Here is a 25,684-nt window from a genome sequence, read left to right as displayed (position 1 = left end):
AGCCCTGTTACCAAAAGATAACAGGGCTTTTTTTATACCCAAGTCTAGCAATTTCTATTGCAAGAGCTGACCTTTTGCAAATACGATCTTCTCATTCTCAACATCAGCAACAATATTATCGCCCGTGACAAAATGTCCAGACAATAACTCATTGGCTAGCGGGTTTTCGATCCACTGTTGAATCGCCCGCTTTAACGGTCTTGCTCCATAAATAGGATCGTAACCCACTTCCGCCAAACGGTCTGAAGCCGCCTCTGAAAGCGTGAGCGTCATGCCCATTTCAGCCAATCGCTCGTTGAGATGCAGCAACTGAATTTTGGCAATACCTTTAATTTGCGATTGCATTAACTGATGGAAGACTACTGTTTCATCGATACGGTTAATAAACTCCGGACGGAAATGCATTCCCACCACTTCCATAACCTTAGATTTAATCTCTTCATACTGATCATCTGAACGATACTCCTGAATGACATCCGACCCTAGATTCGAAGTCATAACAACAACGGTATTTCTAAAATCAACCGTTCTGCCTTGTCCGTCTGTCAAACGACCATCATCCAACACTTGCAATAAGATATTAAAGACATCTGGATGCGCCTTCTCTATTTCATCCAACAGCAACACAGAGTAAGGACGACGACGAACCGCTTCCGTTAAATAGCCTCCTTCTTCATACCCAACATAACCTGGAGGCGCACCAATTAATCGAGCGACGGAGTGCTTCTCCATAAACTCTGACATATCAATGCGCACCATGGCTTGTTCCGTATCAAACAAGAACTTAGCCAATGACTTACAAAGCTCGGTTTTACCGACACCAGTAGGCCCTAGGAAGAGAAAGGAGCCATTGGGGCGGTTAGGGTCTGCCAAACCTGACCGAGAGCGCCTTACCGCATTAGACACAGCATGAACCGCCTCGTCTTGACCGATAACCGATTCATGCAATGCATCTTCCATACGCAGCAACTTATCACGCTCCCCCTCCAGCATTTTATCGACTGGAATACCTGTCCAACGAGAGACCACTGTCGCAATCTCTTCTTCGGTGACTCGATTTCTAAGCAATTTAGTTTCCGACTGTTGCTCTTCTGCCTTACTGGCTTTGTCGATTTCTGCTTCCAGCATAGGAATCACGCCATATTGCAACTCAGACATTTTCGCCAAGTTACCATTGCGACGCGCCTCCTCCATCTCTTGTTTAACAGCTTCCAAGTCTTCTTTGAGTTTCTGCGCTCCTTGAACCGCCGCTTTCTCAGCATTCCAGATTTCTTCTAAGTCTGAATATTGTTTTTGCAGTACATCAATTTCAGACTCAAGCTCTTCTAGACGCTGTTTTGAGGCCTTATCTTTTTCTTTTTTCAAGGCTTCTTGCTCAATCTTCAATTGAATCAAGCGACGCTCTAAGCGATCCATGTTTTCTGGCTTAGAATCCATTTCCATACGAATACGACTTGCCGCTTCATCAATCAAATCAATCGCCTTATCAGGTAACTGACGATCAGTGATGTAACGCTGAGACAACTTAGCCGCCGCAATGATCGCAGCATCAGTAATGTCCACACCGTGGTGCACTTCGTAGCGTTCTTTTAAACCACGCAAGATAGCAATGGAATCCAATACACTTGGCTCTTCCACTAAAACCTTTTGGAAACGACGCTCCAGTGCCGCGTCTTTTTCAATATACTGACGGTATTCATCCAATGTGGTCGCCCCCACACAGTGAAGTTCACCGCGTGCTAGAGCAGGCTTTAACATATTGCCCGCATCCATAGAGCCTTCAGATTTACCCGCACCCACCATGGTATGAATTTCATCAATAAAGAGGATAACTTGGCCCTCTTGTTTCGACAGTTCACTCAATACCGCTTTTAGACGCTCTTCAAACTCACCACGGTATTTGGCACCAGCAATCAAAGCGCCCATATCAAGTGCCAATACACGCTTATTTTTTAAGCCTTCTGGCACCTCAGCATTGATAATTCGCTGGGCCAACCCCTCGACAATAGCGGTCTTACCCACCCCAGGCTCACCAATTAATACAGGGTTATTTTTACGGCGACGCTGTAAAACCTGAATGGTACGACGAATTTCATCGTCCCGCCCAATCACAGGATCCAATTTACCTTCCGCCGCACGGGCCGTTAAATCCACGGTATACTTATCCAGCGCTTGGCGATTCTCCTCTGCATTGGGGTCATTCACAGAATCCCCGCCACGAACATGGTCAATTACAGAAGCAATATCCGCTTTGGTCACACCCGTCGCTTTCAATGCTTTAGCAAGATCATCTTTACCATCAAACATAGCCATCAAAACTAATTCCGACGAAATGTACTGGTCTTTACGCTTTTGCGCTTCTTTATCCGCAAGATTGAGAAGGCGACCCAATTCCGGTGACATTTGTACGTTACCATCATGATCACTGACGATAGGTAGACGAGTCAGTAACTCGTTTAGGCTTTCACGAAATTTGGCGACTTGAACACCAGCTTGCTGGAGAATGGGACGAGTACTGCCGCCCTGTTGATCCAACAACGCCATCATCAAGTGAATAGATTCAATATAGGAGTGGTCTTGGCCAAGCGCGATGGACTGCGCATCAGAAAGGGCCAGTTGTAGCTTGCTTGTTAAACGGTCAATTCGCATAGGAACGTCCTCATTGTAAATAGAAAAAATACGATAGTTACAACCTTAATAGGTACGCTTATTCGCTTTTCAATGAGAGAGTGTCATTTTTTTGACACCCATCAATAAAATCCACCGTCTTAAGTTTCAAACCAAATAACGGATGCCATGCGTCCTGTTTGACCATCACGCCGAAAAGAATAAAAAAGTGAAGACTCACTAAAGGTACAATGATCCCCTCCGTAGATTTGCACAACACCTTTAGCCGCAAGACGCTGTTTAGCAATCAGATACAAATCCCCCAGCCATTTGCCGTTTTCTTTGGCCTTAAACGCCAGCTCAGCTTGCGATTGCACAGCGACAAAAGCCTCCCGAACCTCTCCTCCCACTTCAAAAGCATTAGCTCCTATCCCAGGCCCTAACCACACCATGACTTTTTCAGGAGCATCAAAACACGCCAGAGTCTCTTCTAACACGCCAGCGCACAAACTCCGCCAACCTGCATGAGCCACCGCCACATTCTGCCCCGTCTCATCACAAAAGAAAACGGGCAAACAATCTGCCGTTAATATGGCACATACTTGGTTCTTTTGCTGAGTAAATGCAGCATCCGCACTTTCAATATCACTATCAAACGGTAGATGTGCCACTGTCACGCCATGGACTTGATTTAGCCATTGCACCGAATCAGGCATACTCGTTGCCAGAGCAAATAAGCGACGATTCTCATTGACATGCTCAATATTATCTCCCACATGTGCCCCTAAATTTAGCGCATCAAAAGGCGACTCACTGACACCACCAATACGTGTCGAAACAAAGGCTTTGATTTGTTTCGGGGCAGGCCATGTCGGCGAAAGAAACAATTCACTTGATACCCGTAACGCACGGTCTACATTACTCACACAATACCTCCAACCCATTGACCTTCAGCCGCTTTACTCTTATTAAAGCATCCTTTCAAGACAAGAAAAAAGCAGCCGAAGCTGCTTTGTCCATTTTGTCTTCTTAAAAATAATCCGAGTCTTCACTACCCGACTCGACCATGTCTTTTTTCAGCGCATCCAGCAAGTGCTGCATATCATCGGGAAGATCAACTTCCCAAACCATCCACTCCCCTGTTACCGGGTGGGACAATTCTAGTCTTTTAGCGTGCAACGCTTGTCGACGGAAACCACGCAACGCCTCTTGCAACTCAGGCGAGCAAGCTTTAGGCATTTTCAAACGACCACCATATTGTGGATCCCCCACTAATGGATATTGTATGAATGCCATGTGCACACGAATTTGGTGGGTTCTGCCCGTTTCCAACTTCAAACGAATGTGTGTGTGGTTTTTAAAACGCTGCACCAGCCGATAATGAGTCACCGCGTCTTTACCGTTAACCGGTTCAACCGCTTGCTTTTGTCGATTATGTGGATGGCGCCCAATGGGCTCATCGACAACACCACCGCCAGTCATTTCACCAATGGTAATGGCTTCGTATTCCCGCCCCATACTGCGTTCTTGCAGTTGTGCCACCAGATCTGTTTGCGCTGCCAACGTTTTCGCAACCACCATCAAACCTGTTGTTTCTTTATCCAGACGATGAACAATACCTGCACGAGGAACATGAGCCGTTTCAGGAGCATGATGCAAAATAGCATTCATCAAAGTCCCGTCGCGATTACCAACGGCTGGATGCACAACCAACCCTGCTGGTTTATTAATAACAATAATGTCATCATCTTCATAAACGATATCTAATGGCATCGCTTGTGCTTCATGTTCAGCCTGATCTTCCAGCTCCACATCCAAAACCATTCGCTCACCACCAAACAACTTTTCTTTTGGTTTGGTGACTTTGCCATCCACCAATAGCATCCCATCATTAATCCAGATTTTGATTCTAGATCGAGAATAGTCACTAAACAGCTCCGCTGCTATCTGATCAAATCGATTCCCTCCCAACTCAAACGGGACCTGGGCTTCTCTTACTATGCGCTCTGCCATACAATGTACTTTTATCGGTTGTTTTCAGCCTTATGGTTTAATCATAGTGACTGAAAGTGAAAAAAACGTTAGCATCTTGCCTATTACTGTTTTCGCTATAAAACGCAACAACATGCCGATTGAGGCTAATTTACCACAATATCAAGGTTTTGATTATACATGGGATTTCATCACTCGTTGCTTCGATTCGCAGGAATCGCAAGTTTTTCTTTGCTGATCGCCGCCTGTTCTAGCACTCAGGTTCAAACACCAGACCTTCCAGAGCATGTTTATTATGAAAAAGCTCAAAAAGCACTGGCCGACGATTTACCATCCACAGCCATAAAATACTTACAAGATCTCGATAACCGCTACCCCTTTGGTGAATACAGCACTCGGGCAGAGCTTGATCTTATTTATGCGCAATATAACGCAGGGGATTATGTATCTGCTCATGCCACTGCCGAGCGTTTCATTAAAGATCATCCAGACTATGAAACCCTTGACTATGCCTACTACATGCGTGCTTTATCAACCTTCACCGGCTCTCAAACTCTGTTAGAACGCTATCTAGATAGCGATCCAAGTAAGCGCGATATCAGTGATTTACAAAAAGCTTTTCAAGAGTTTGCCGATTTTCTTGCTCGCTACCCGAAAAGCAAATACGCTCCTGATGCAAAAGCTCGCATGATCTTTTTACGCAACACCATTGCACGCCATGAAATCGATGTTGCTCGCTATTATCTTAAACGCCAAGCCCCTTTATCGGCTCTGCGTCGTGGACAAGTGGTTATTGACCATTATCCGAGCTCAATGTCTGTAGAAGATGCACTAGCCATCACAATTCAATCTTACAATGATCTACATTTACCTCTCTTAGCCAACACCAACCTAGAGGTTCTGAAAAAGAGCTACCCTCATTCCTCCTATGTTGACAAAAATGGTCACTTCATTCCAATACCATTACCAAGCGATGCCGACCCAGGATTCTGGTATTGGATCAGTTTTGGCTTAATCAGCAAAAACTAAGATCAACAAGCGATAAAAAAAGAGCCATGCGCTCTTTTTTTATCCTACCTTTTTATCCTTAACAAGCCGTCACTCTAGCTCCCTATTTTCTCTGGTGGGAAATAAACGGTCTCTTGACCTTCTTTCCAAGCAGGCCATTTCGTCATGACATTCTGAAATAAGACACCCCCAACAAAGCTGGAAAGCCAAGACCTTACATTAGAGTAACGCGATGACTCAAACCACTGTTGATTCACAGCAGCAAATTGGCGCACAAAAGGAAACAGGCAAATATCGGCCAATGACATATCATCTGCCAATAAATACCGAGATTGAACTAGACGCCTTTCTAAGCGCTGCAAGAATCGCTCACCTTGTTGTCGATAATACATCTCCGTCTGCTCTGGGTATCGATCGGCGTATTTATATCGATCCAACCAATGTTTAAAAAAACGATCATTATAATGAATCCATGCCATAATCTTGTTCTGCCCCACCGTCTGACGGCGCCAAAGTGTCTCCTTTAGCTTATCATTTGAGCAATGCTTTAATGCCCAAAAAATGATATCCAAACTTTCAGGATAACGCTGACCATTGCGATCAATTAATTGCGGTACACTAGAGCGACCGCCTAAGCGAAGTAAAGCCTCAGGTTTTGATTTGAGAACAACCTCTCGTAACACCACCTTCACACCGACTAACGCCAACACATAACGAGCGCGAATAGCATAGGGACAACGTCGAAAGGAATATAAAACAGCAGTCAAGCCAAATACCTCATGAAAACAAGCAAAACAAAAAGCAACGAGAATGAACAGAGCAGACACTTATTATTTCAATAATGAAGAGAAAAGTACTTCCACAAGCATGACAATACACAAAACACGGACATAAAAAAACCACGCGGTTATAGCATGGTTTTTTCAGGAACAGGATTCAGACTTAGATAACAGAAACGTTTTCTGCCTGAGGGCCTTTTTGACCTTGTGTTACTTCAAAAGACACTTTTTGACCTTCCAGCAATGTACGACGGCCAGTGCCGTTAATAGCACGGAAATGAACGAAAACGTCTGGACCACCCTCACGCTCGATGAAACCAAAGCCTTTTTCATCGTTAAACCATTTAACAATACCGGAAACTAATTGACCTGACATAACAACCCCATATCTCACTTCTGCTGCTCTAAAAAGCAATTTACTTTTATAATCAAAACCTAAAACGGTTTTAACAATTTTTAGCTACTGAACCCATTAAACAATGGCATATATCACATATCAGTCGTTTGATAATAAGGGGTTCAAGACAAAATGGAAGATATATGCTTGAATAGTTTGTTAAAAAACGTAAACATTAAATTCAAAAAAATGAGAATAATATGTTTTATAATTTTATAATATAACTGACTTGACGGACAAATTACCGATACTATCAAGACTCAAAAAGGACCACCTACAGTGAAAATTTGGCTATTAACCCATAGCGAAGAGAAGAAAAAGAAAACAGGGACAGGCAAACTAGTGAAAGAAATATTAACGGATGAATGTAATATCATTGAATGGTCACGCGTTTTACCAAATAAAGATATCTTACAGCTTGATATAAGCCGTACCATACTGCTTTATCCACAAGAAGATAGCAGCCAACAGGCGACTATCATGCAAGACATTGAAAATATTATTATATTAGATGGAACCTGGCAGCAGGCACGGAAGATGTATAATCAATCTCCTTACCTGAAATTATTTCCCCATTATGAAATACGGGGAAAAGTCTCCGAATACACCAAAAGACGCAACCAAAAGCGAACAGGGCTATGCACTGCTGAAACGGTCATTCATCTACTAGAACAAAAAGGACATATTAAAGCACTTAGTCTAAAAAAGCATTTCGATGATTTTAATAGATAACCATTAAAATCATCGAGTAAATGTCACCTAAAACAATATTTTAGACAATTAAACCCATACAACCAGGAAAGGCTTTTTATAGAGACTTATCCAATACCCTTGCAATCAAGAAGGACTCACCACCTGTACAGAAATCTTACCTAACCCTTCTATACTTGCTTCCATCACATCCCCAGTAACAACCGGCCCTACATTTTCAGGAGTGCCAGTCATAATTAAGTCTCCCGGACGCAATTCAAATGCTTCTGACAACTTACACACAACCTCTTCAATAGACCAGGTAAGATTCGCGATATAGCTTGATTGCTTTACTTCCCCATTTACTTTTAGAACAATCTGACTTCGAGAAACGGCATCATCAGGTAGGTCTTGCTTGAGAAAAATGGGACTAATGGGCGCAGATTGAGAAAAGGATTTACCAATCTCCCAAGGTCGACCTTTCTTTTTTGCTTGAGATTGCAAGTCTCGCCTCGTCATATCCAACCCTATCGCATACCCCAAAACAGCATCGTTTGCTTGCTCCATCGTCAGATTTGCCCCCCCTTTTCCCAAAGCCACCACCAGCTCCACCTCATATTCAAATTGAGAGGTCATCGAGGGATAGGTAATGGTATTTACCTCATCAAAGAAAACCGGGACCACACAGGAGGCATCTTTACAAAAGAAAAATGGCGGATCACGATCTGGATCATCTCCCATCTCTCTAGAATGTTCCGCATAATTTCGTCCAACACAATAAATACGGGCAACTGGAAAATGCTGATCACGCCCTTTAATCGCTAAAGACACTCTCGGTGATTTTTCTATTATATAGTTCATTTGATACTCTTACTCAAAGAATAATTTTCTGCAAAGCAGCCATTAAAAATGCCCTGTTTTAAGCCAAAAAAAACAGGATGTTTGAACAATCCATTTGCTCAAATCAAAATCAGCTAACCTTAGCCACACACCAGGCCTCAAAGACAAGCCATCATATTCGGCCTGCCCCTCTAAAACAAACAGTTCAGCAGATGCAGCAGGAACAAGCGATTTCAAGTGGGTTGAAAGATGATCTTCTCGAACGAGATAAACACGCTCCGTACCATATTCATACAGTGGCACATAAGTAGGCTCCCCCACTCCCCAAATTGCAGAGGCATCAATCGACACACTATTGAGATCAAATGGGGCGAATTGATGGAGCTTGACTAACAGTAAGCAACCTTGCTTGCTGTAGGGTGCATGACTCGAACCCGGGGGATTACGAAAATAACTTCCTTTATGATAATCCCCTGAGTCATCAGAAAAGACGCCATCCAAAACCAATATCTCCTCACCTAAAGGGTGAGGATGGGGACGAAAAATAGAGCCTGCAGAATAGCGAACAAGACTCGTCGCATGGCCTCTTTCTGCCTCTTCTCTCGCCAAAGGCTTTCTATCCACCCCAGGTAGAGGACTATTTGACCACTCAGTCGCGTTTGTATCGACATAGACTAATCTAGAAAAATCCATGTTAAGCATCAGCATCACCAAGTGTCAGTAAACGTTCAGTTTACCGTCTTGTTCAAATAACAATCAAGAAAAAAGCGGCAAGTCTATGCCCATACTATGCCATTTTCATTACTTATCAATAAAGCCTCCCTCCTGGATAAAGAATACCCAAGATAAGACAATAAGTTAGCAAACTAAAGATAATACACAAAGTGGCACAAGCTTTGCTGTACAAAATAATCCAGTGCAAAAAGAGTTAAATAAGATGAATCAAGCTAAAAACAACATAGTTTATAATGCAGACTGTGGTGATAAAAAAAACGCAAAACGTTGCGTGAAAGCATTATTCGAAACAGAACAAAGCCATTACCCCACAAAGCTAGAAGAAGCTCTCCCCTCGGAAAGCGAATTACAGTATTTAATGGCGAGAATCACAGAGAAGACCGATAGAAAAGCTCTACCAGATGACACCAGCTTTTACAATGAATTAAGAGACAGACTTTGCTATAACTTTCGAGAAGCCCTGCTTAATTGGCTGGATAATAGATCTAACACAACGAATTGCACAAGACAGCACTTTATTAATCTAAACGGAGAAAGAATCGCGAAAAGCACACTAGACAGTGTTAGAAATGAATACCAAGCATCAGACTGTGCAAGATCCTATTGGGGAGATAAGGTTGGTTATTTCTCTTAAATCAGGCATAACATCAGAAAAACAACACTTAATGAGAGAGAAACAACTCCAACCAAAAAAAAGCGCTAGACCTTAGAAGGCCCAACGCATAATACTACTCATTATTCATCTATAAGAATAATTCTGTTACACACCTTGTTTAACATAAGGCTCCCTAAAGAAGCCTTAGAGTAAACAAGATCAAAGCCTAAAGAAAGCTCTCTAGGCTAGACAACTTTGCTAATTAGAAGTTGTAAGTCACACCCATCGCAGTGGTTTTAGCCTCGTTAGCACCAACACGACCTAGTTCAGTGTAAACATACATAGAAGAGTTGATACTATAAGTCACACCAAATGCGTATTCATTGTAAGTATCATGGCCATATATGTTATTTTTATTGTTTTTACCCATGTCAACATTCTCGTAAGAAGCGTACATATCACCCATGCCGTAGCCATAGCGAGTTGCTAAACCAAAAGCTTTTTGACCAGCATCAGATGAATCTGCGTCAGTCGTTTTTTCATACTTAGCTGACACAGATAGATTCTCAATCGGCATAACTGTTGCTGTTATACCCATAGTATCGCCAAGAGCTTTAGTAGCGCCTAGGATAGCTTTATTTTGGTTTGTTAGGCTATCATAACCCACAGCAACTGTTACAAGGTCGTTAGAGTATTTAACAACACCAGTGTAGGTAGTATTGCTGTTAGATTTGATAGATTTTACGCCAGTACCATCATCTTCACCTAGACCAGCAGATACCTGAACTTGGAAACCAGAAATAGTTGGCGAGAAGTAAGCAACTGTCTTACCTTTGGCAGACGTTTTGTTGTTCGTCATACCAATCCATTCTAATTGGTCAATTGGATCTTGGATAGCGTCATTATAGATACTGTCGTAAGAACCCACTTTCACGTTACCAAAATCACCCTTCGCACCAACAAAAGCTTTATCCATGGTGATATCAAGACCGTTGTCTGTATCCATGTTACGAGTCGCTGGTATTTTGTATTTCACATAGAAATAAGCAGTGGTCGCATCGCTAACTTTAGACTCGCCTTTAAAGCCAAAAGACGAACCATTATCTTTGAAACCATTAGTTGAGTTGCCAGAAGTAGGCTTTGTAGGATCAGCATATTTAGGATCTGTCGTAACATATGTGTATTGGATGTTACCAAAGAAGCCTACAGTCGTGTCTTCTGCAGCGTGAGCAGAGATAGAAGCAAAAGCAGCGCTAGAAACTGCAAGAGCGACAAGTGATTTTTTCATTCTCATTTTCCCTTATAGATGATGTTATTGCGTTCATTATTATGAGCGCTTGATATGTGCAAGCAACAGTCAAACAATCTAAACATTCCTAGAAAATAGGCAACAATGATTTACCGATTTACACAATTTATCCTTATTTTAATTTTTTTGTTTACATTTTTTATTCACAAAAAAGTCACAATTTTCGTGTATTTGATAAAAGCAATACAAATCAAGCATTTGAATATCATAGTTTTTACCAATAAAGAAAAAATAAAGGAAGGAATTGATTAAAGAGAAAATAAGGCTGACTAATAAGCCTCAAAAAGAAGGATTAAAAAAGAAAATACAAAGAAAGGTTTAGAAATCAATAACGTACAAACTTCATCGAAAAATGCGACGGAGGAGGACCTTTCACTCCGCCACTTTCTTCTAAGCTTTACCACATGAGGTCATCTGGAATCTGAAAGTCTGCGTAGGGATCCTCTTCGTCCTCAACAGTATCTACCCGATTGTTACAAACCAAAATGCACTCAGCATCGCGCTCACTGATCTTTACCGCCACTGGCTCGGGAATAAATTCATAAGCACCATCAAGAGCAACAATAGCCAAACGACCTTTCGTTAGGTCATCATGCATACCTTGGCTGATGTAGAGTTTCTTCACTTTTTTGTGATCCGTAAAGTGATAGGCAATGTCACCATCCTGTTTATTAATACGATTTTGCATAATCATTTGGCGGATTTGCCCTTGAATAGCCTTTTGCTCAAGTTCTCGCTGACGCTCTAAGTTTAGCGCTTTATCTTTCGCCGCCTTTTCCTCACGCTGCCTTTTGAGCTCGGCTTGGCGTTGGGCATCACTTTGATCAACCACCTTACCTTTTTTTACTTTTTGCTTGTGCTGCAACTTCTCAGCTTTTAACTTATTTACTTTCTTTTTATCGACCAGACCAGCTCCTAGTAGCTGTTCCTGTAATGATTTAGCCATACTCACCCTCTTTAACACTCAATGAGACCATACAATAACACATGAATATGCCATCATTTGACACATGCATCGAAGCTATCTTTATGAGCAACACTCATTTCATCAAGCACAAAAACAAAAAAAGCGACACAAGGTCGCTTTTTTGAGTTTTTTTGCTGAGAGACCTCAGCAACGCTTCCTTATAAAGGAGTAACGTTTTGAGCTTCTGGGCCTTTTTTGCCTTGAGCTACTTGGAATTCAACTTTTTGGCCTTCAGCCAAAGTTTTGAAGCCAGAAGTATTGATTGCAGAGAAATGAACAAATACATCTGGACCTGAATCCTGAGTGATGAAACCGAAACCTTTAGTTTCGTTGAAGAACTTTACTGTACCAGTTACTACGTCAGACATGTCTTTTTATCCTGTAGGTAAGTTAATTTATCCGCTAGCGATGATGCTAGCTCTGTTGTGCTAAAAAAACTCGGTATTACTTATGACTTAACAGGATCGAACATACATGACGTAATATTCGCAACTCTGGACATAAATATTGCCAACTCTTTTAAACGAATTTGATTGTAGACCTGTAACAGCGACTAGGTCAATCATGTTTTCAACAATTTTTTTCAAATAAGGAGACTTCATAATTATTTTGAGATAAATCAACAGACTAGCAAATCGAAACTCGCAAAAAATATATTTTATCTCTAGGCTTAGCGGATAAAGTTCCCGACTTAGACAATAAAATACATATACATCTTTCGCTAGACTTAACATTTTGACTTAATCGGATGATTTAATTGGACGGATATAATGAAAATTGCCATTTTTTCCTGTAAACCTTATGACAAACGCACACTTGAACATTTTTCTCAGACCTCAAAAGAACTTGAATTTAGTTTTTTTGAAAGCCGGCTTAGCCAAGAAACGATGACACTGGCAAGTGGTTTTGACGCCATTTGTTGCTTCGTCAATGATGATGTAAACAACACTGTTATTCGCTACTTAGCCAAACAAGGTATCACCGCCATTGCATTGCGCTGCGCAGGATTCAACAATGTCGATTTATCTGCTGCAAAAGCCTCCGGTATTAAGGTTTATCATGTACCAGACTATAGCCCGACTTCCGTTGCTGAACACGCACTGGCTTTAATCATGACTCTAACTCGTAAAACCCACATAGCCTACCAAAGAGTCAAAGCAGGCAATTTTGCCTTAGAAGGACTATTAGGTTTTAACTTACAAAGCAAAACAATAGGCTGTATCGGTACAGGCCGTATTGGGCAAGCGTTTTGCCGCATTATGAAAGGCTTTGGGTGCAATGTGCTGTGTTACGACGTATCTCCGAATGAAGCACTAATTGACTTAGGTTGCCATTATACCGACTTGGAAACACTTTATAAAAAAAGCGACATAATCAGCCTACATTGTCCATTGAACGCCTCAACCCATCATTTAATCAACAGGAAAAGTCTCAGTAAAATGAAAGACGGCGTGATGCTCATTAACACAAGCCGTGGCGCTTTAGTTAACGCCCAAGAAGCCATCGATGCTTTATACTCTGGAAAAATTGGCTACTTAGGCATGGACGTTTACGAACAAGAAAACAAAATATTTTTTGAAGACATGTCAACACACATCATACAGGATAGCGTGTTTCAGTTAATGCTCACTTTCCCAAATGTTGTTGTGACAGGTCATCAAGGCTTTTTCACTCAAGAAGCCCTAGATCATATCGCCATAACCACCATAGATAACTTGAACAAACATAGAAAAGGTGAAGTATGTCAGAGATTATTGAACCCATAATCTTGACCAACCACACAGAACTCTAACCATACGAAAACAACATTGAAAGGACGCCATATACCTATAGCCAGTATACTTTGCTATAAAAATAAACGACGGTAACGACAAAAACTACTACTCAAACAAAAGTCATTGCCGTTACAATAGACCAATGAGAATAACACTTAGACAACTACAAATATTTGAGGCCGTGGTTCACACAGGCTCCGTCACAGCCGCAGCCGAAATGGTCTCTATTAGCCAACCGGCAGCTAGCCAAGCGTTACGAGAATTAGAGGCACTACTAGGACGTCCTCTTTTTCGCCGCCATGGCAAAAGGTTACAAATTACTCCTCAAGCAAGACTCCTTCTACCTCAAGCGCGTTCAGTTCTAAGTCAAATTGAACAAATCGAAAGCATGGGCACTGATGATGAGCTAAGCGGCTCACTTCATCTCGCCTCAAGTGTCAGTGTTGGAAATTATCTGTTGCCAGAGCAGATGGCCTCATTTAGACAAAAGTACCCTAACATTCGCTTCAACTTAGACATAGGCAATACTCAACATGTGATTCAACAATTACTCACAGGCAAGGCCGAAGTCGGCTTTATCGAAGGGTATTGTCAGCATGCAGAGTTAACAACACAAATCTGGCGACGGGATGAACTGGTTGTTTTTGGTTCATCACAGGAGGAACGACCAGAAGACTTATCTTGGGAAGACCTTCAAGAAGCAGACTGGGTGATGCGAGAAGTAGGATCAGGTACACGCAATATTCTTGAGCAGGCCATAGGCAAATCAACGACTCAACTTAATGTTGTCTTATCACTCGCTCATATGGAAGCCGTTAAGCAAGCAGTCATTCATAAAATGGGATTAGGCTGCCTGTCACGCATGGCTATCTCTCAAGAACTCAACTCTGGTCTTATTCGCCTGTATAATACACCTCTTGAGCTGAATCGTAATTTATTGATTGTTATTCCCAAGAATACAACCCTCACCAAAAACGCTCAGGGCTTTGTGGATCAATGCTACGAAATGGTGTCGACTTAGTCCTCTTACCTAAATGAGCATCCCCAACTTTCTCATTTTTAAATGGGGCTTATTATCAGACAACTACAGCTATGGTGATACTACTTTAGCTCATCGTATTGCGGTAAATCATCATGAATGCCATACCATTGAGGCTTACTCTTAACGAATAAATGGTATTCAGGTGCAATATTCGGCTCTTCATCCAACACCCCTAAAGAAATTTCCATGTGGTTTGGAAAGTCTTTATGGTAGTAATAAATAGGGCTGCCGCAGTCTTTACAAAAACCTCGACGTCCGCGCTCGGATGACTCATAACGGCGAATTCTCTTCTTACTGTTTCCCCAGTCAATATCTTCTTTTAAACACGAACCATAAGCGGCTCCGACTCCGCCATGGGTTTTACGGCATTGCGAACAATGACAAATATTAGCACTAATAAAGGGGGAATTAATTGTAAACTCAACAGAACCACATAAGCAGGATGCTTTCATTTTTACCCCATGGTAGACACAGACAATTAAAGGAAAGGATAGACAATTATGAGACGACACTCCGTTCAAGCGCTCCAATTATGCCAGCCATTGACCTAAGCAACAATTCCTCAGCAGATTTATTCATACTATCTCGTCTAATTTGTTGTACTTTATGAACAAGCTAATACAATGGATTCACTAAATAGATGTAAACAGCGATAACTATCATAGCGATGAATATAAATAAAATAGACTTAAATCTGCTCATTTACCTCGATGTATTACTCAGAGAGTGCAACGTAACACGCTCGGCCAGTAAGTTAAACATTACACAACCCGCTATGAGCAATGGCTTAAAGCGTCTTAGAGATTTATTAGGTGATCCATTACTGGTTCGTACCAGCGAAGGCATGAAACCGACTGAAAAAGCGTTACGCTTACAGCCCATTGTTCGCAAAGTACTGCTAGAACTGGAAGAAGCGTTACAACCTGAAGCCGATTTCAACGAATCAACCAGTACTCGTGTGTTTCGAATTATGGCCAGTGACTATGCCGCCTCAACCGTCATTCCTCGTTTGCTGAATCGTCTTAGAGAAAAAGCCCCTGGCATTACATTGGACATTATGACCCCAAGCGATGTGACATTCCATGACGTGGAAGCAGGAAAAATAGATATGGCAATCAACCGTTTTGAAGAGTTGCCACAATCCTTTCACGAAAAAAGCATTTGGATGGACGACTTTGTCTGTATGATGAGTGCCTATAATCCGGTCATTGAAAACTTTAACTTGGAAAGCTACCTTCAATCACAGCATATTTGGGTCAGTAAAACAGGATTTGGCATAGGTGTGGGTATGGACCCAACCGACGTGCAAAAACTGGGATGGGTCGATGAAGCCCTCCAGAAACAGAACAGAAAGCGCAGTATACGTGTTTTCACACGCAGCTACCACACAGCCATGCATCTTGCCCTTGAACAGGATCTGATTGCCACCTTACCAAGAAAAGTGGCTCTTATTCAACTTAACAACCCAGACCTAGCAATTATGGAACCGCCTTTTCCCATTGCACCAATTGAATTGAAGATGATTTGGAGTCCCCTACTGCACCACGATGCCAGCCACATTTGGTTTAGACGACAAGTCATCGAATTAGCAGAAGAACTCAAGAGTCAAGGCAACAAGACACTCTCACAAAAACGCTAAGCGATTTTAGCAATACAGCATCCATTGTAGTACACAGGCATTAGCATGTTTCAGATATCCCATATTCACCATGTTGCCATTATTTGCTCAAATTATATGGTCTCAAAACACTTCTATAATCAAATACTTGGCTTCCCTATCATCAAAGAAACCTATCGAGCTGAACGACAATCTTATAAGTTAGATTTAAAAATCAGTGAACACGAACAAATTGAACTTTTTTCTTTTCCCTATCCACCAAGACGTCCTTCGCAGCCAGAAGCTCAAGGATTAAGACATTTAGCCTTTACTGTCACAGATTTGGAGCAGTGCATTACACATCTACAAGCACATAATATTCCAGTCGAAAACATCCGCATAGACGAACTAACAGGCAAACGTTTCACCTTTTTTGCTGACCCAGACAATCTGCCACTAGAGCTTTATGAGCAATAAACGACGTTTCAAACCAAAAACGCCTGCTCACGGAAATGAGCAGGCGTAATTTGCTTTCTTATATTCAACCAAATCGATTCAATATAAAAGTCTAAAACAGCGATCTAGAAGCCACTTATGGCTTTATAATTAGAGATTTTTGCTGCTTTCAGATAGGTAAGAAGCCACACCTTCTGGTGTATTAACCATACCTTTGTCACCTTTATTCCAGCCAGCTGGGCAAACCTGACCATTCTCCTCAAAGAATTGCAATGCATCGACAATACGAACCAACTCATCCATATTACGGCCAATAGGCTCATCGTTTACGATCTGAGAACGTACGATGCCTTTTTGGTCAATAACAAAAGACGCACGCATCGCCACACCAGCAGGATAGTAAGAATCTCCACCGTCAGACTCAATGCCATAGGCTTGAGCAATCGCATGGTTCATATCCCCTGCAAGTGTGTACTCAACAGGGCCAATTCCGCCTTCCTCTACTGGCGTATTACGCCAAGCATTATGCGTGAAGTGAGAGTCGATAGACACACCAATCACTTCTACACCCATCTCACGGAATTTCCCCATACGATGAGACATAGCAATGATTTCAGATGGACATACGAAAGTGAAATCTAACGGATAGAAAAACACGATAGCGTATTTTCCCTTGATAGCCTCGGCTAGATTGAAAGAATCCACAATTTGGCCATCAGCTAATACCGCTGGTGCAGTAAAGTCAGGTGCCTTTTTACCAACTAGAATAGACATAGTATAGAATCCCCTTATATACCGTCATTTAACATCAATAAAATCAGCCCGCCTAAACAGTAGGCTGATGATCACTTACTCTTGCTCTTGTTCTTTCTCGTCGCCGACCGCTTCTTTGATCAAGGTCTGCAACTCACCTGTGGAAGCCATTTCTACGATAATGTCACATCCACCTACAAGCTCACCTTTTACCCATAACTGCGGAAAAGTCGGCCAATTCGCATATTTAGGCAGCTCCGCACGGATATCAGGGTTTTCCAAAATATTTACAAATGCAAAACGCTCACCACACGACATTAACGCCTGAACAGCCTGAGAAGAAAATCCACACTGTGGCGCACGAGGATTTCCCTTCATGTACAGCAGAACATCGTTATTCTCAATTTGCTCTTTGATGGTGTCGATTGTTGTACTCATAATAGTGCCCTCACTAAATTCTGCTAGCTTACAATAAATACTCTCTATTCATTGTAAGAATCAAATAACTTGCTCCAGTTTATTGGGTCTATGTGTCTGTTTACAACCCCATACCCAACCTTTCCTTTGTTGTTTTCTGTGTCAATTATCCTTTACTCACCTACCTGAGTATATTAAATTGGCCGATTCCCCCTTTTAAAAAATCAGTACTAAGGAGTTTCACGTGTCGCCAAGACATTTTCTTACTCTCAAAGATTTATCTTCTGAGGAGTTAAAACAGTTGCTATCTCGAGCCACAGAGCTTAAGAAAATCCATCGCGAAGGCACACTATACGAACCATTAAAAAATCGTGTGTTAGGCATGATTTTTGAAAAATCCTCAACCCGAACGAGAGTCTCCTTTGAATCTGGCATGGCGCAGTTTGGTGGGCACGCACTCTTTTTATCCTCAAGAGACACTCAACTGGGCCGGGGTGAACCGATTGAAGACAGTGCTCGTGTTATTTCCAGCATGGTCGATGCCGTCATGATTCGAACATTTGAACACAGTATCGTAGAAACCTTTGCCCAATATTCTTCGGTTCCAGTCATCAATGCGTTGACTGATGATTATCACCCCTGCCAATTACTGGCCGACATGCAAACCTATCAAGAGCATCGCGGCTCCATCGAAGGAAAAAAAGTGGTTTGGGTTGGCGATGGCAACAATATGTGTAATTCATACATAAATGCGTCAGCATTATTAAACTTCACGCTAGTCATTGCTTGTCCTAAAGGCTATGAGCCGACCCCATCACTTGTTGAAGAAAACAAAGATCGAGTCACCGTCGTTCACAGTGCAATAGACGCAGCAAAAGATGCCGACTTAATTGTGACAGATGTCTTTGCTTCAATGGGTCAAGAAGATGAACAAGAAAAGCGTTTAAAAGACTTTGAAGGCTTTCAAGTAAATAGAGCTTTAATGGCACAAGCCCATCACGATGCTTTGTTCATGCACTGCTTACCAGCTCACCGAGGAGAAGAAGTAAGTGCAGATATCATGGACGATCCTGACTCCGTCGTCTGGGATGAAGCTGAAAATCGCCTTCACGCACAAAAGGCACTACTTGAATTTTTGCTGTGCCAATAAGACAATGAACCAAACCCGTGATTAGGCTTTTTCACGGGTTTTTTTCTATTATAAATACTGAATAACTCTCACTTACAGTGAATTATTATGAGCATTATTGAAGTTAGGCACTTAAAAACACTGACCGCACTGCGAGAAACTGGCAGTTTAGTCGAGGCAGCGGAGCGCGTCCATTTGACCCAATCTGCTCTCTCTCATCAATTAAAAGACCTAGAAGAAAAACTGGGCTGTGCACTTTTTATTCGTAAAACCAAGCCAGTTCGTTTCACCAGCGCAGGGCTGCGTTTATTGCAACTCGCGGATGATGTTTTATTAGCTTTTCGCTCGGCACAACGGGATATACAACGTTTTGCTGAAGGAGAAAGTGGCCGTTTACATATCGCCATCGAATGCCATAGCTGCTATGAATGGCTCATGCCCACCATTGACCACTTCCGTGAACATTGGCCAGATGTGGAACTTGATTTATCCACCGCCTTTAGCTTTATGCCATTACCTGCATTGGCTCGCGGTGATCTTGACCTTGTTGTCACATCAGACCCTCAAGAGCTGCCAAATATAGATTACATCCCTCTCTTTCAATACGAGTCCCAAGTTGCCTTATCACGGCACCACCCTTTAGCGAAAAAAGAATTTCTAGTACCTGAAGACTTCATCAAAGAAACTTTAATCACCTATCCCGTTGAGTCTGATCGTTTGGATATTTTTAAGCACTTTTTAAATCCTGCTGGCATCTCCCCAGCAAAAATTCGTCACAGTGAATTAACATTAATGATGATGCAACTGGTGGCCAGTGGCAGAGGTGTTTGCTGCTTACCGAACTGGGCACTAACAGAATACACGAATCGTCAATACGTCATCACTAAGTCACTTGGTGAAGAAGGTGTCTGGTGTAAGTTGTATTTGGCCATTAGACGAGATCAACGCCAAAACGCTTACATGGAAGATTTAATCACAACGGCCAGTAAAACCTGCTTCAAAAACCTAAAAGGCATTCTGTCACCAGAGCTTTAAGATATCTAATATAAATCTAGGTATAACGAAGGACTGTAGTATCATGAAAGGGATTTCTGATGCTGACTTTTCGACCAGATCAAACTGAATTTTGCACCACCATATTGGCTTTCATCAACTAATACCGCACCGCCGTGCCAAAAAGCAATACGCTGCACAATAGCCAAACCTAACCCATAGCCCCCTGATGCGCGTGTTCGACTATTATCTAAACGTTGAAATGGAATAAAGACCTTATCTCTATCCTCCAAAGGTATTCCAGGACCATCATCTTCAATGTCTATTTGCCAGCGGTCATTATCTGAAGAGAAAGCAATACAGATTTGGCTTGTGGCGTATTTCGCCGCATTCAGGATTAAGTTCTGTAGCGCCCTATGCAAGTGATGGGCATCGGCAATGACCTCATCATCACTGGCAATACTAACGTTAACCGTCAAATGCTGTAATAAAGGATCATTATGGCGAATAATGCCTTCAACTAGCTCTCGGATACCTGTTGAGGAAAAGTTCAACGCAAGAGAGCCTTCTTCTAATTTTCCATAAGTTAACACTTCATCCACTAAAGTGTTAAGCTCCTCAACATCATCCTCTAATGCCGTAATGGTATCAACAGCTGAGCCATCTACTTCATCTTTCACTACCTCAAGACCAAATCGAAGTCGCGCTATCGGCGTCCTAAGCTCATGGGAGATAGCATTAATCATTTCTCTTTGAACCTTAAGCAGCCGTTGAATATGAGATGACATTGAGTCAAAAGAATAGGCCAATTCTTTTAAGGTACCACTGCTATCCGGAATGCCTTTTGGCAAACCAATTTGACCCCGAGCAATTTGACGAGTGATGTTTTCAAAGGTTTTACGCTTTAAATCCAGCAACACCAGCTCACGCCAGATAAGCCCTATCATGACAGCAATACCAACCGCGACAATCACCACAATCGCCACTGATAAAGACAGCATTTTTTCAGGTAACAATGAAAGGTAATGAAGGTGATCAGAATTAGTCCCGCGCCATAAAAAGCCATATTCATTATGGATACCATGCACCAGTGAAATACCAGTAATACCGGATAAATCAACATATTTAGAGCTAGGGTATGAAGTAATCGAGATGCAAGACATGCTTTTGATTAACGCAATTTTCTCTTCATGGGGAAGAGAGGAATACAAAAGGTCTTTCAGAAGTCTTTCAAATTGATAGACATTACCTTTCTCACTAGTCGCAACACCTGTTATCTCAGGGGAATTTTTAGGGCCAAAAGAAACCTTATAATCCCCATTCGACAACTGCACCCAATGTCTCTGGGGGATAAGCGACACCACCTCCGCCGCAGTTAAGATCTTCTTCGGCTTCTGCCAATCAAATTTAGATTCTGGTAGGGATGTCTTCACACCAGTAGCTAGCAATGCCACACTTAGCTCAGCGTCAAGACACAACAATTGTTCTATACGAGCATTGTCAAAGCGAGACTTAGTAAAGTCTACTGCTACATAGCAGCAGACTAGTATAATCAGACACCCAATAAACAGGTGCAGATATAAGCGCTTAATCTCCTCGCGCATAAAACGCTTAGACCTCTTTTACAAAAAGATAGCCTTTACTGCGAATCGTTTTGATTCTGCGAGGATGAATAGGGTCATCACCGATTTTAGAACGAATACGAGAAATGCGCACATCCACAGAGCGGTCTTGCCCATCGTATTCTATGCCACGTAACTCTCCGAAGATTTCTTCACGACTTAAAATCCGCCCAGCACTGCTTGCTAACAACCACAACAGATCAAATTCAGCACTGGTCAACTCAACCTCTTCGCCCGATAACCAAGCTTCGCGACGAGAGTTGTCCACTACAAGAGGCCCAAAGGTTAGCGTCTGTTCTTTTTTATCGGACGCTTCAGACGTCAGGTCAACATCTTGCGTACTGCGGCGTAACAGGGATTGAATCCGTGCCAACAAAACACGGGGTTTAGCAGGCTTAGACACATAATCGTCCGCACCAATTTCAAGCCCTAAAATTTGGTCAACATCGTCACTGCGAGCCGTCAGCATTAAAATAGGCCCTTTATAGTCATTACGTACACTGCGACATACCGTAAAGCCATCGGCCCCAGGCAGCATCAAATCCAGCACCACCAACGAGGGCTGCTCCTCAACAATGCGTGAAATCGCCGCACGTCCATCTGCTTCAATATCAACAGAAAAACCGTTCTTTTCCAAATACTCTTTGGTTAAAGAGGCCAGTCTTTCGTCATCTTCTACAATTAAAATTGTTTGATTATCATCCACACTCATTTGCCGTCCTCATCCTTATACTTAATACTTCGTTGTTGCTGATATTATTGTTTAGCAAGAAACTCTCTGAGTTGTTCAATGCGCTTACGATTGACTCCCATATCAGAATAACCAACCCGTGAGGCCGAACGTACTTCAATTATTTTTTTAGACTCAGGTAAGTAAAACTCAACATCATCAATATAGCCAATTAGAGCGCTTTTTACCTCAAGATGCACATAGCCAAGGCGACTCGTAACAATGTCCGCATTACCTTTTTTCAAAAAGTATGACTCAATGGCCAATTGCACATCTTTACGATTCCCTGTGTAAGGTATGGAATCAGTGTAGTGGACTTTATCTGTTTTTTCAGCCTGACTGGACACACAATTCGGAGAAGTTGGGCAGGATTTAAACAGTCCGGCCGTCATACCTAAATCATCAGGCATTCGGTTATTTAACTTCACATAGACAAAGAAGCCTATCACCAAAGCAACGATGATTACTGCCATCCAACGAAACATGTTCTACTACTCCTAACTCACTTATTTACGCTAAGCCCGGTTTGCAATCATCAAAGAGTCGTTAATCAAACATCTTTTTAACGAAAAGATCGCTTACCCGGTTTTTTGGGCTTGAATTCTGGCTTATCACTGCTTTGCCAATCAAACCCTTTCGGGCGACGAGCCCCACCCGCTGTCGTCTTACTTTGCTGACGTTTGACTTCTTGTTTCTGCTGCTGTGTTTTTGGCTTACTCGTGACTTGGATATCAACCATGGCACACAAGGCATTGACCTCTGCGTCATCCATTTCCACCCAGCGGCCCATTTTCGCTTTTGATGGCAAGAAAACCGGACCAAAACGAACTCGCTTCAAGCGGTTCACTTTCACCCCTTGAGACTCCCACAAACGACGGACTTCACGATTACGACCTTCCATTAAGCACACATAAAACCAGCGGTTAATGCCTTCACCACCACCATCAACAATGTCGGTAAACTTAGCAATGCCGTCGTCTAACGTCACTCCTTTTTTCAGTGCTGCAATGTTTTCTTCAGAAACATCGCCCATCACTCGCACCAAATACTCTCGATCAATTTCAGTCGATGGATGCATCAAGCGGTTCGCTAACTCACCATCGGTGGTAAACAAAAGAAGACCTGATGTGTTGATATCCAAACGGCCAACAGCAATCCAGCGCTCGCCACGTAACCTAGGAAGTTTATCAAATACCGTGGGGCGGCCTTCTGGATCTTTGCGGGTACAAACTTCACCTTCTGGCTTGTTATAGATTATGACACGGCGCCCTTCCCCGGCTTCCGTCACTTTAACCGGATAGCCATCCAGCTCGATAACATCAGTCAAACTGACGCGATCCCCTAATGTTGCTACCGCACCATTAACTAGAACCCGCCCTTCACGAATACGGTTTTCCATTTCTCGACGCGAACCTTGGCCCGCTCTCGCTAATACTTTTTGTAATTTCTCGTCCATTACGAACCTCTTAGAGGGAATGCTTCTCAGCAACCCATTATATAAAACGGTATAACACAAATATGGGCAGCATTATAATCGTACATGGCATCGCATAACAGCGCCCTACCACACAATTTACTCAAATACGGACGGATCACCCGCGCCAACACGCACTACTTCAATCTGCTCCGAGTCCATCGCTACCACGGTAGTCGGTAATAAGCCACAAAAGCCGCCATCAATCACCAAATCCAACGCATGCTCTAAGCTGTCTCGTATATCATAAGGATCCGTTAGCGGCTCGTTTTCACCCGGCAAAATCAACGACACACTCATGATGGGCTCGCCTAGTTCTGCTAATAAGGCAGACACTATTCGGCTATCTGGTACACGGATACCAATGGTTTTCCGTTTAGGATGAAGCAACCGCCTTGGCACCTCAGAAGTAGCAGGAAAGATAAACGTATAAGGACCTGGGGTATTGTTTTTCAATAACCGATACAAGTGATTATCAAAGCGTGCATAGGTGGAAATCTCTGATAAATCACTGCACACTAAGGTAAAATTATGCTTATCGTCGAGACGTCGAATGGCTCGAATACGATCCAATGCCGACTTATCGCCCAACTGGCATCCAAGCGAATAGCCACAATCTGTTGGGTAAGCAATAACGCCACCACTGCGAATCACCTGAACGGCCTGCTTGATCAAGCGCGCCTGAGGGTTTTCTGGATGTATTTGAAAAAATTGACTCACTGCTTACTCCATCATTCGGCTAATCTTTGACATTTTCAGAGCCATAAATTATTACTGCACCTTAGAGCCCAAACAGTGGCTCCAAAAGATCAATAAAAATGCTCTTACATCAATTACATACTAGACTATAACGCGTCGAAAACCCAATAGATCTGCTCTTATCGATTCATCACCAATATTGATGAACCAAATCTATCCCCGACTCATTCACCTGGGTAAACTTTCCCACTTGTGTCCAAGGGCCAAACGGCCCGTGGAAATCGCTCCCCATCGATGCTTCAAGAGCGTATTCTTGAGACAAACGTTCCAATAGACGAACACTATCTGGCTTTTCATTGCCAGAGGCGACTTCCATGGCTGTCCCTCCCCATTTTTTAAAATCCGCTAACAAGTGTTTCAACTTGGTCACCGTCAACGGGTATCGTCTGGGGTGCGCTAGAATCAACGCCATATTTTGCTCTTTCAACTGCGTTAATACACTTTCCAAATCAAGCCAAACATCACGCAACTGCCCCAACCGTTTATTCCCTAGATATCGATCAAAGGCTTTATTAGCGTCTTTGACCAAACCTTTTTCAACCATCAAGGAGGCAAAGTGGGGGCGACCAAGTTGGCTAATTCCTGCCAACTCAACAGCTTCATCAAATAAATCCGGCAAGCCTTGTTTTACCAATAAATCCGCGATGCGACGCGCCCGCTGCAGGCGTATCGTTTGATTAGACTGAACAATCGCTAATAACGCCGAATTATCTGGTTCAAAATTCAGCGCAACCATATGCAATGGAATCCCCTTCCACTGGGTAGACAGTTCGACACCATTAATAAAACTCAACTGTTGCTGCTCTGCCCGTTGTCTGGCTTCTGGCAATCCATCTAATGTATCATGGTCAGTCAAGGCAAATAAGGATACCCCTTGCTCAACAGCTAGATCCACCAGCTCTGTGGGTGACAAACGCCCATCGGAACAAATAGAGTGTGTATGAAGATCAACTTTACGATAGCTCGCGGCTTCTGTCATAGATAGACTGTTCTTTAATGATAATGATGGTTATTATAA

General features: G+C 42.5%; 28 protein-coding genes. 9 read left to right on the top strand and 19 right to left on the bottom strand.

All coding sequences use genetic code 11. The features are described from left to right. Positions 1 to 54: 54 nt before the first annotated feature. The 3 genes from clpB to rluD all read right to left on the bottom strand — a co-directional run bounded on the left by clpB (position 55) and on the right by rluD (position 4,620). Positions 55 to 2,649 (bottom strand): ATP-dependent chaperone ClpB, encoded by a 2,595-nt coding sequence (gene clpB, locus JHD45_RS13180; protein WP_199476978.1) that lies wholly within the window; start codon positions 2,647 to 2,649, stop codon positions 55 to 57. 119 nt (positions 2,650 to 2,768) lie between these two features. After that, positions 2,769 to 3,533 (bottom strand): peptidoglycan editing factor PgeF, encoded by a 765-nt coding sequence (gene pgeF / locus JHD45_RS13175; protein ID WP_325097295.1) that lies wholly within the window; start codon positions 3,531 to 3,533, stop codon positions 2,769 to 2,771. Positions 3,534 to 3,636: 103 nt separating this feature from the next. Further along, complete coding sequence (rluD, locus tag JHD45_RS13170) at positions 3,637 to 4,620, bottom strand: 23S rRNA pseudouridine(1911/1915/1917) synthase RluD (RefSeq protein WP_199476976.1); 984 nt, start codon at positions 4,618 to 4,620, stop codon at positions 3,637 to 3,639. A 159-nt stretch (positions 4,621 to 4,779) separates the two neighbouring features. On the opposite strand from rluD, the gene JHD45_RS13165 reads away from it, so the two are divergent. Continuing rightward, positions 4,780 to 5,628 carry an outer membrane protein assembly factor BamD gene (locus JHD45_RS13165; protein WP_199476975.1) on the top strand — a complete coding sequence of 283 codons (849 nt, stop codon included), beginning with the start codon at positions 4,780 to 4,782 and terminating at the stop codon, positions 5,626 to 5,628. Positions 5,629 to 5,702: 74 nt separating this feature from the next. Here JHD45_RS13165 and JHD45_RS13160 read toward each other — a convergent pair whose 3' ends face one another. Next, complete coding sequence (locus tag JHD45_RS13160; RefSeq protein ID WP_199476974.1) at positions 5,703 to 6,374, bottom strand: glutathione S-transferase; 672 nt, start codon at positions 6,372 to 6,374, stop codon at positions 5,703 to 5,705. 175 nt (positions 6,375 to 6,549) lie between these two features. Then, positions 6,550 to 6,762 carry a cold-shock protein gene (locus JHD45_RS13155; RefSeq protein ID WP_067017047.1) on the bottom strand — a complete coding sequence of 71 codons (213 nt, stop codon included), beginning with the start codon at positions 6,760 to 6,762 and terminating at the stop codon, positions 6,550 to 6,552. Between the two features lie 300 nt (positions 6,763 to 7,062). Here JHD45_RS13155 and JHD45_RS13150 point away from each other — a divergent pair, with 300 nt between their 5' ends. After that, positions 7,063 to 7,515, top strand: coding sequence for a DTW domain-containing protein (locus JHD45_RS13150; protein ID WP_199476973.1), 453 nt, complete (start codon positions 7,063 to 7,065; stop codon positions 7,513 to 7,515). Between the two features lie 105 nt (positions 7,516 to 7,620). On the opposite strand, the gene JHD45_RS13145 is transcribed toward JHD45_RS13150, so the two are convergent. Together JHD45_RS13145 and JHD45_RS13140 are read right to left on the bottom strand one after the other, a co-directional pair. Beyond that, positions 7,621 to 8,334: a fumarylacetoacetate hydrolase family protein gene (locus JHD45_RS13145; RefSeq protein ID WP_199476972.1), complete on the bottom strand. Its 714-nt coding sequence runs from the start codon at positions 8,332 to 8,334 to the stop codon at positions 7,621 to 7,623. A 42-nt stretch (positions 8,335 to 8,376) separates the two neighbouring features. After that, complete coding sequence (locus JHD45_RS13140; RefSeq protein WP_199476971.1) at positions 8,377 to 9,015, bottom strand: cupin domain-containing protein; 639 nt, start codon at positions 9,013 to 9,015, stop codon at positions 8,377 to 8,379. 235 nt (positions 9,016 to 9,250) lie between these two features. Here JHD45_RS13140 and JHD45_RS13135 point away from each other — a divergent pair, with 235 nt between their 5' ends. Further along, complete coding sequence (locus tag JHD45_RS13135; RefSeq protein ID WP_199476970.1) at positions 9,251 to 9,682, top strand: hypothetical protein; 432 nt, start codon at positions 9,251 to 9,253, stop codon at positions 9,680 to 9,682. Between the two features lie 223 nt (positions 9,683 to 9,905). Here the strand turns inward: JHD45_RS13135 and JHD45_RS13130 are convergent, their stop codons facing one another. From JHD45_RS13130 to JHD45_RS13120, 3 genes are all read right to left on the bottom strand, one after another. After that, the gene (locus tag JHD45_RS13130; protein WP_199476969.1) at positions 9,906 to 10,931 is read right to left on the bottom strand and encodes a porin; all 1,026 of its coding nucleotides are present in this window, start codon (positions 10,929 to 10,931) and stop codon (positions 9,906 to 9,908) included. 418 nt (positions 10,932 to 11,349) lie between these two features. Then, positions 11,350 to 11,898 (bottom strand): DUF2058 domain-containing protein, encoded by a 549-nt coding sequence (locus tag JHD45_RS13125; protein ID WP_199476968.1) that lies wholly within the window; start codon positions 11,896 to 11,898, stop codon positions 11,350 to 11,352. A 179-nt stretch (positions 11,899 to 12,077) separates the two neighbouring features. Next, the gene (locus JHD45_RS13120) at positions 12,078 to 12,287 is read right to left on the bottom strand and encodes a cold-shock protein (protein WP_024024079.1); all 210 of its coding nucleotides are present in this window, start codon (positions 12,285 to 12,287) and stop codon (positions 12,078 to 12,080) included. 402 nt (positions 12,288 to 12,689) lie between these two features. Here JHD45_RS13120 and JHD45_RS13115 point away from each other — a divergent pair, with 402 nt between their 5' ends. Both JHD45_RS13115 and JHD45_RS13110 read left to right on the top strand, forming a co-directional pair. Further along, complete coding sequence (locus JHD45_RS13115; RefSeq protein ID WP_199476967.1) at positions 12,690 to 13,685, top strand: 2-hydroxyacid dehydrogenase; 996 nt, start codon at positions 12,690 to 12,692, stop codon at positions 13,683 to 13,685. Positions 13,686 to 13,836: 151 nt separating this feature from the next. After that, entirely contained in the window at positions 13,837 to 14,715 is an 879-nt protein-coding gene (locus JHD45_RS13110) for a LysR substrate-binding domain-containing protein (protein WP_199476966.1), read from the top strand. Between the two features lie 80 nt (positions 14,716 to 14,795). On the opposite strand, the gene JHD45_RS13105 is transcribed toward JHD45_RS13110, so the two are convergent. Continuing rightward, a complete protein-coding gene (locus JHD45_RS13105; RefSeq protein ID WP_199476965.1) occupies positions 14,796 to 15,188 on the bottom strand; it encodes a GFA family protein in 393 nt (130 codons plus the stop codon). Between the two features lie 215 nt (positions 15,189 to 15,403). Here JHD45_RS13105 and JHD45_RS13100 point away from each other — a divergent pair, with 215 nt between their 5' ends. Next, positions 15,404 to 16,375 carry a LysR family transcriptional regulator gene (locus JHD45_RS13100; protein WP_199476964.1) on the top strand — a complete coding sequence of 324 codons (972 nt, stop codon included), beginning with the start codon at positions 15,404 to 15,406 and terminating at the stop codon, positions 16,373 to 16,375. Positions 16,376 to 16,420: 45 nt separating this feature from the next. Then, entirely contained in the window at positions 16,421 to 16,810 is a 390-nt protein-coding gene (locus JHD45_RS13095) for a VOC family protein (RefSeq protein WP_199476963.1), read from the top strand. Positions 16,811 to 16,939: 129 nt separating this feature from the next. Here the strand turns inward: JHD45_RS13095 and JHD45_RS13090 are convergent, their stop codons facing one another. Together JHD45_RS13090 and grxD are read right to left on the bottom strand one after the other, a co-directional pair. Continuing rightward, positions 16,940 to 17,563 (bottom strand): peroxiredoxin, encoded by a 624-nt coding sequence (locus tag JHD45_RS13090; protein WP_199476962.1) that lies wholly within the window; start codon positions 17,561 to 17,563, stop codon positions 16,940 to 16,942. Between the two features lie 75 nt (positions 17,564 to 17,638). Beyond that, positions 17,639 to 17,980 (bottom strand): Grx4 family monothiol glutaredoxin, encoded by a 342-nt coding sequence (grxD, locus tag JHD45_RS13085; RefSeq protein ID WP_199476961.1) that lies wholly within the window; start codon positions 17,978 to 17,980, stop codon positions 17,639 to 17,641. A 223-nt stretch (positions 17,981 to 18,203) separates the two neighbouring features. Between grxD and argF the strand changes: the two genes are divergently transcribed. After that, the gene (gene argF, locus JHD45_RS13080; protein ID WP_199476960.1) at positions 18,204 to 19,109 is read left to right on the top strand and encodes an ornithine carbamoyltransferase; all 906 of its coding nucleotides are present in this window, start codon (positions 18,204 to 18,206) and stop codon (positions 19,107 to 19,109) included. 93 nt (positions 19,110 to 19,202) lie between these two features. After that, positions 19,203 to 20,123 (top strand): LysR family transcriptional regulator, encoded by a 921-nt coding sequence (locus tag JHD45_RS13075; RefSeq protein WP_199477019.1) that lies wholly within the window; start codon positions 19,203 to 19,205, stop codon positions 20,121 to 20,123. A 41-nt stretch (positions 20,124 to 20,164) separates the two neighbouring features. On the opposite strand, the gene JHD45_RS13070 is transcribed toward JHD45_RS13075, so the two are convergent. The 6 genes from JHD45_RS13070 to JHD45_RS13045 all read right to left on the bottom strand — a co-directional run bounded on the left by JHD45_RS13070 (position 20,165) and on the right by JHD45_RS13045 (position 25,645). After that, positions 20,165 to 21,685: an ATP-binding protein gene (locus JHD45_RS13070; RefSeq protein WP_199476959.1), complete on the bottom strand. Its 1,521-nt coding sequence runs from the start codon at positions 21,683 to 21,685 to the stop codon at positions 20,165 to 20,167. Between the two features lie 7 nt (positions 21,686 to 21,692). Beyond that, the gene (locus tag JHD45_RS13065) at positions 21,693 to 22,415 is read right to left on the bottom strand and encodes a response regulator (protein ID WP_199476958.1); all 723 of its coding nucleotides are present in this window, start codon (positions 22,413 to 22,415) and stop codon (positions 21,693 to 21,695) included. 44 nt (positions 22,416 to 22,459) lie between these two features. Beyond that, complete coding sequence (locus tag JHD45_RS13060; protein ID WP_199476957.1) at positions 22,460 to 22,918, bottom strand: DUF1499 domain-containing protein; 459 nt, start codon at positions 22,916 to 22,918, stop codon at positions 22,460 to 22,462. Between the two features lie 77 nt (positions 22,919 to 22,995). Beyond that, positions 22,996 to 23,889 carry a 23S rRNA pseudouridine(2605) synthase RluB gene (gene rluB / locus JHD45_RS13055; protein ID WP_199476956.1) on the bottom strand — a complete coding sequence of 298 codons (894 nt, stop codon included), beginning with the start codon at positions 23,887 to 23,889 and terminating at the stop codon, positions 22,996 to 22,998. Between the two features lie 117 nt (positions 23,890 to 24,006). Further along, positions 24,007 to 24,627 carry an L-threonylcarbamoyladenylate synthase gene (locus JHD45_RS13050; RefSeq protein ID WP_199476955.1) on the bottom strand — a complete coding sequence of 207 codons (621 nt, stop codon included), beginning with the start codon at positions 24,625 to 24,627 and terminating at the stop codon, positions 24,007 to 24,009. Between the two features lie 169 nt (positions 24,628 to 24,796). After that, positions 24,797 to 25,645, bottom strand: coding sequence for a PHP domain-containing protein (locus tag JHD45_RS13045; protein WP_199476954.1), 849 nt, complete (start codon positions 25,643 to 25,645; stop codon positions 24,797 to 24,799). Positions 25,646 to 25,684: the final 39 nt, after the last annotated feature.

The organism is Marinomonas spartinae (assembly GCF_016461715.1).
Lineage (GTDB): Bacteria > Pseudomonadota > Gammaproteobacteria > Pseudomonadales > Marinomonadaceae > Marinomonas > Marinomonas spartinae_A.
The sequence above is the reverse complement of the archived record's forward strand: the minus strand, read 5'-3'. Positions and strand labels throughout refer to the sequence as shown.

What these genes read in the sequence shown, in the direction of transcription:
- clpB (WP_199476978.1), bottom strand. Translation starts at nt 2,649, where the DNA reads ATGCGAATTGACCGTTTAACAAGCAAGCTACAACTGGCCCTTTCTGAT.
- rluD (WP_199476976.1), bottom strand. Translation starts at nt 4,620, where the DNA reads ATGGCAGAGCGCATAGTAAGAGAAGCCCAGGTCCCGTTTGAGTTGGGA.
- JHD45_RS13165 (WP_199476975.1), top strand. Translation starts at nt 4,780, where the DNA reads ATGGGATTTCATCACTCGTTGCTTCGATTCGCAGGAATCGCAAGTTTT.
- JHD45_RS13155 (WP_067017047.1), bottom strand. Translation starts at nt 6,762, where the DNA reads ATGTCAGGTCAATTAGTTTCCGGTATTGTTAAATGGTTTAACGATGAA.
- JHD45_RS13145 (WP_199476972.1), bottom strand. Translation starts at nt 8,334, where the DNA reads ATGAACTATATAATAGAAAAATCACCGAGAGTGTCTTTAGCGATTAAA.
- JHD45_RS13140 (WP_199476971.1), bottom strand. Translation starts at nt 9,015, where the DNA reads ATGCTTAACATGGATTTTTCTAGATTAGTCTATGTCGATACAAACGCG.
- JHD45_RS13135 (WP_199476970.1), top strand. Translation starts at nt 9,251, where the DNA reads ATGAATCAAGCTAAAAACAACATAGTTTATAATGCAGACTGTGGTGAT.
- JHD45_RS13130 (WP_199476969.1), bottom strand. Translation starts at nt 10,931, where the DNA reads ATGAAAAAATCACTTGTCGCTCTTGCAGTTTCTAGCGCTGCTTTTGCT.
- JHD45_RS13125 (WP_199476968.1), bottom strand. Translation starts at nt 11,898, where the DNA reads ATGGCTAAATCATTACAGGAACAGCTACTAGGAGCTGGTCTGGTCGAT.
- JHD45_RS13120 (WP_024024079.1), bottom strand. Translation starts at nt 12,287, where the DNA reads ATGTCTGACGTAGTAACTGGTACAGTAAAGTTCTTCAACGAAACTAAA.
- JHD45_RS13115 (WP_199476967.1), top strand. Translation starts at nt 12,690, where the DNA reads ATGAAAATTGCCATTTTTTCCTGTAAACCTTATGACAAACGCACACTT.
- JHD45_RS13110 (WP_199476966.1), top strand. Translation starts at nt 13,837, where the DNA reads ATGAGAATAACACTTAGACAACTACAAATATTTGAGGCCGTGGTTCAC.
- JHD45_RS13105 (WP_199476965.1), bottom strand. Translation starts at nt 15,188, where the DNA reads ATGAAAGCATCCTGCTTATGTGGTTCTGTTGAGTTTACAATTAATTCC.
- JHD45_RS13100 (WP_199476964.1), top strand. Translation starts at nt 15,404, where the DNA reads ATGAATATAAATAAAATAGACTTAAATCTGCTCATTTACCTCGATGTA.
- JHD45_RS13095 (WP_199476963.1), top strand. Translation starts at nt 16,421, where the DNA reads ATGTTTCAGATATCCCATATTCACCATGTTGCCATTATTTGCTCAAAT.
- JHD45_RS13090 (WP_199476962.1), bottom strand. Translation starts at nt 17,563, where the DNA reads ATGTCTATTCTAGTTGGTAAAAAGGCACCTGACTTTACTGCACCAGCG.
- grxD (WP_199476961.1), bottom strand. Translation starts at nt 17,980, where the DNA reads ATGAGTACAACAATCGACACCATCAAAGAGCAAATTGAGAATAACGAT.
- JHD45_RS13070 (WP_199476959.1), bottom strand. Translation starts at nt 21,685, where the DNA reads ATGCGCGAGGAGATTAAGCGCTTATATCTGCACCTGTTTATTGGGTGT.
- JHD45_RS13065 (WP_199476958.1), bottom strand. Translation starts at nt 22,415, where the DNA reads ATGAGTGTGGATGATAATCAAACAATTTTAATTGTAGAAGATGACGAA.
- JHD45_RS13060 (WP_199476957.1), bottom strand. Translation starts at nt 22,918, where the DNA reads ATGTTTCGTTGGATGGCAGTAATCATCGTTGCTTTGGTGATAGGCTTC.
- rluB (WP_199476956.1), bottom strand. Translation starts at nt 23,889, where the DNA reads ATGGACGAGAAATTACAAAAAGTATTAGCGAGAGCGGGCCAAGGTTCG.
- JHD45_RS13045 (WP_199476954.1), bottom strand. Translation starts at nt 25,645, where the DNA reads ATGACAGAAGCCGCGAGCTATCGTAAAGTTGATCTTCATACACACTCT.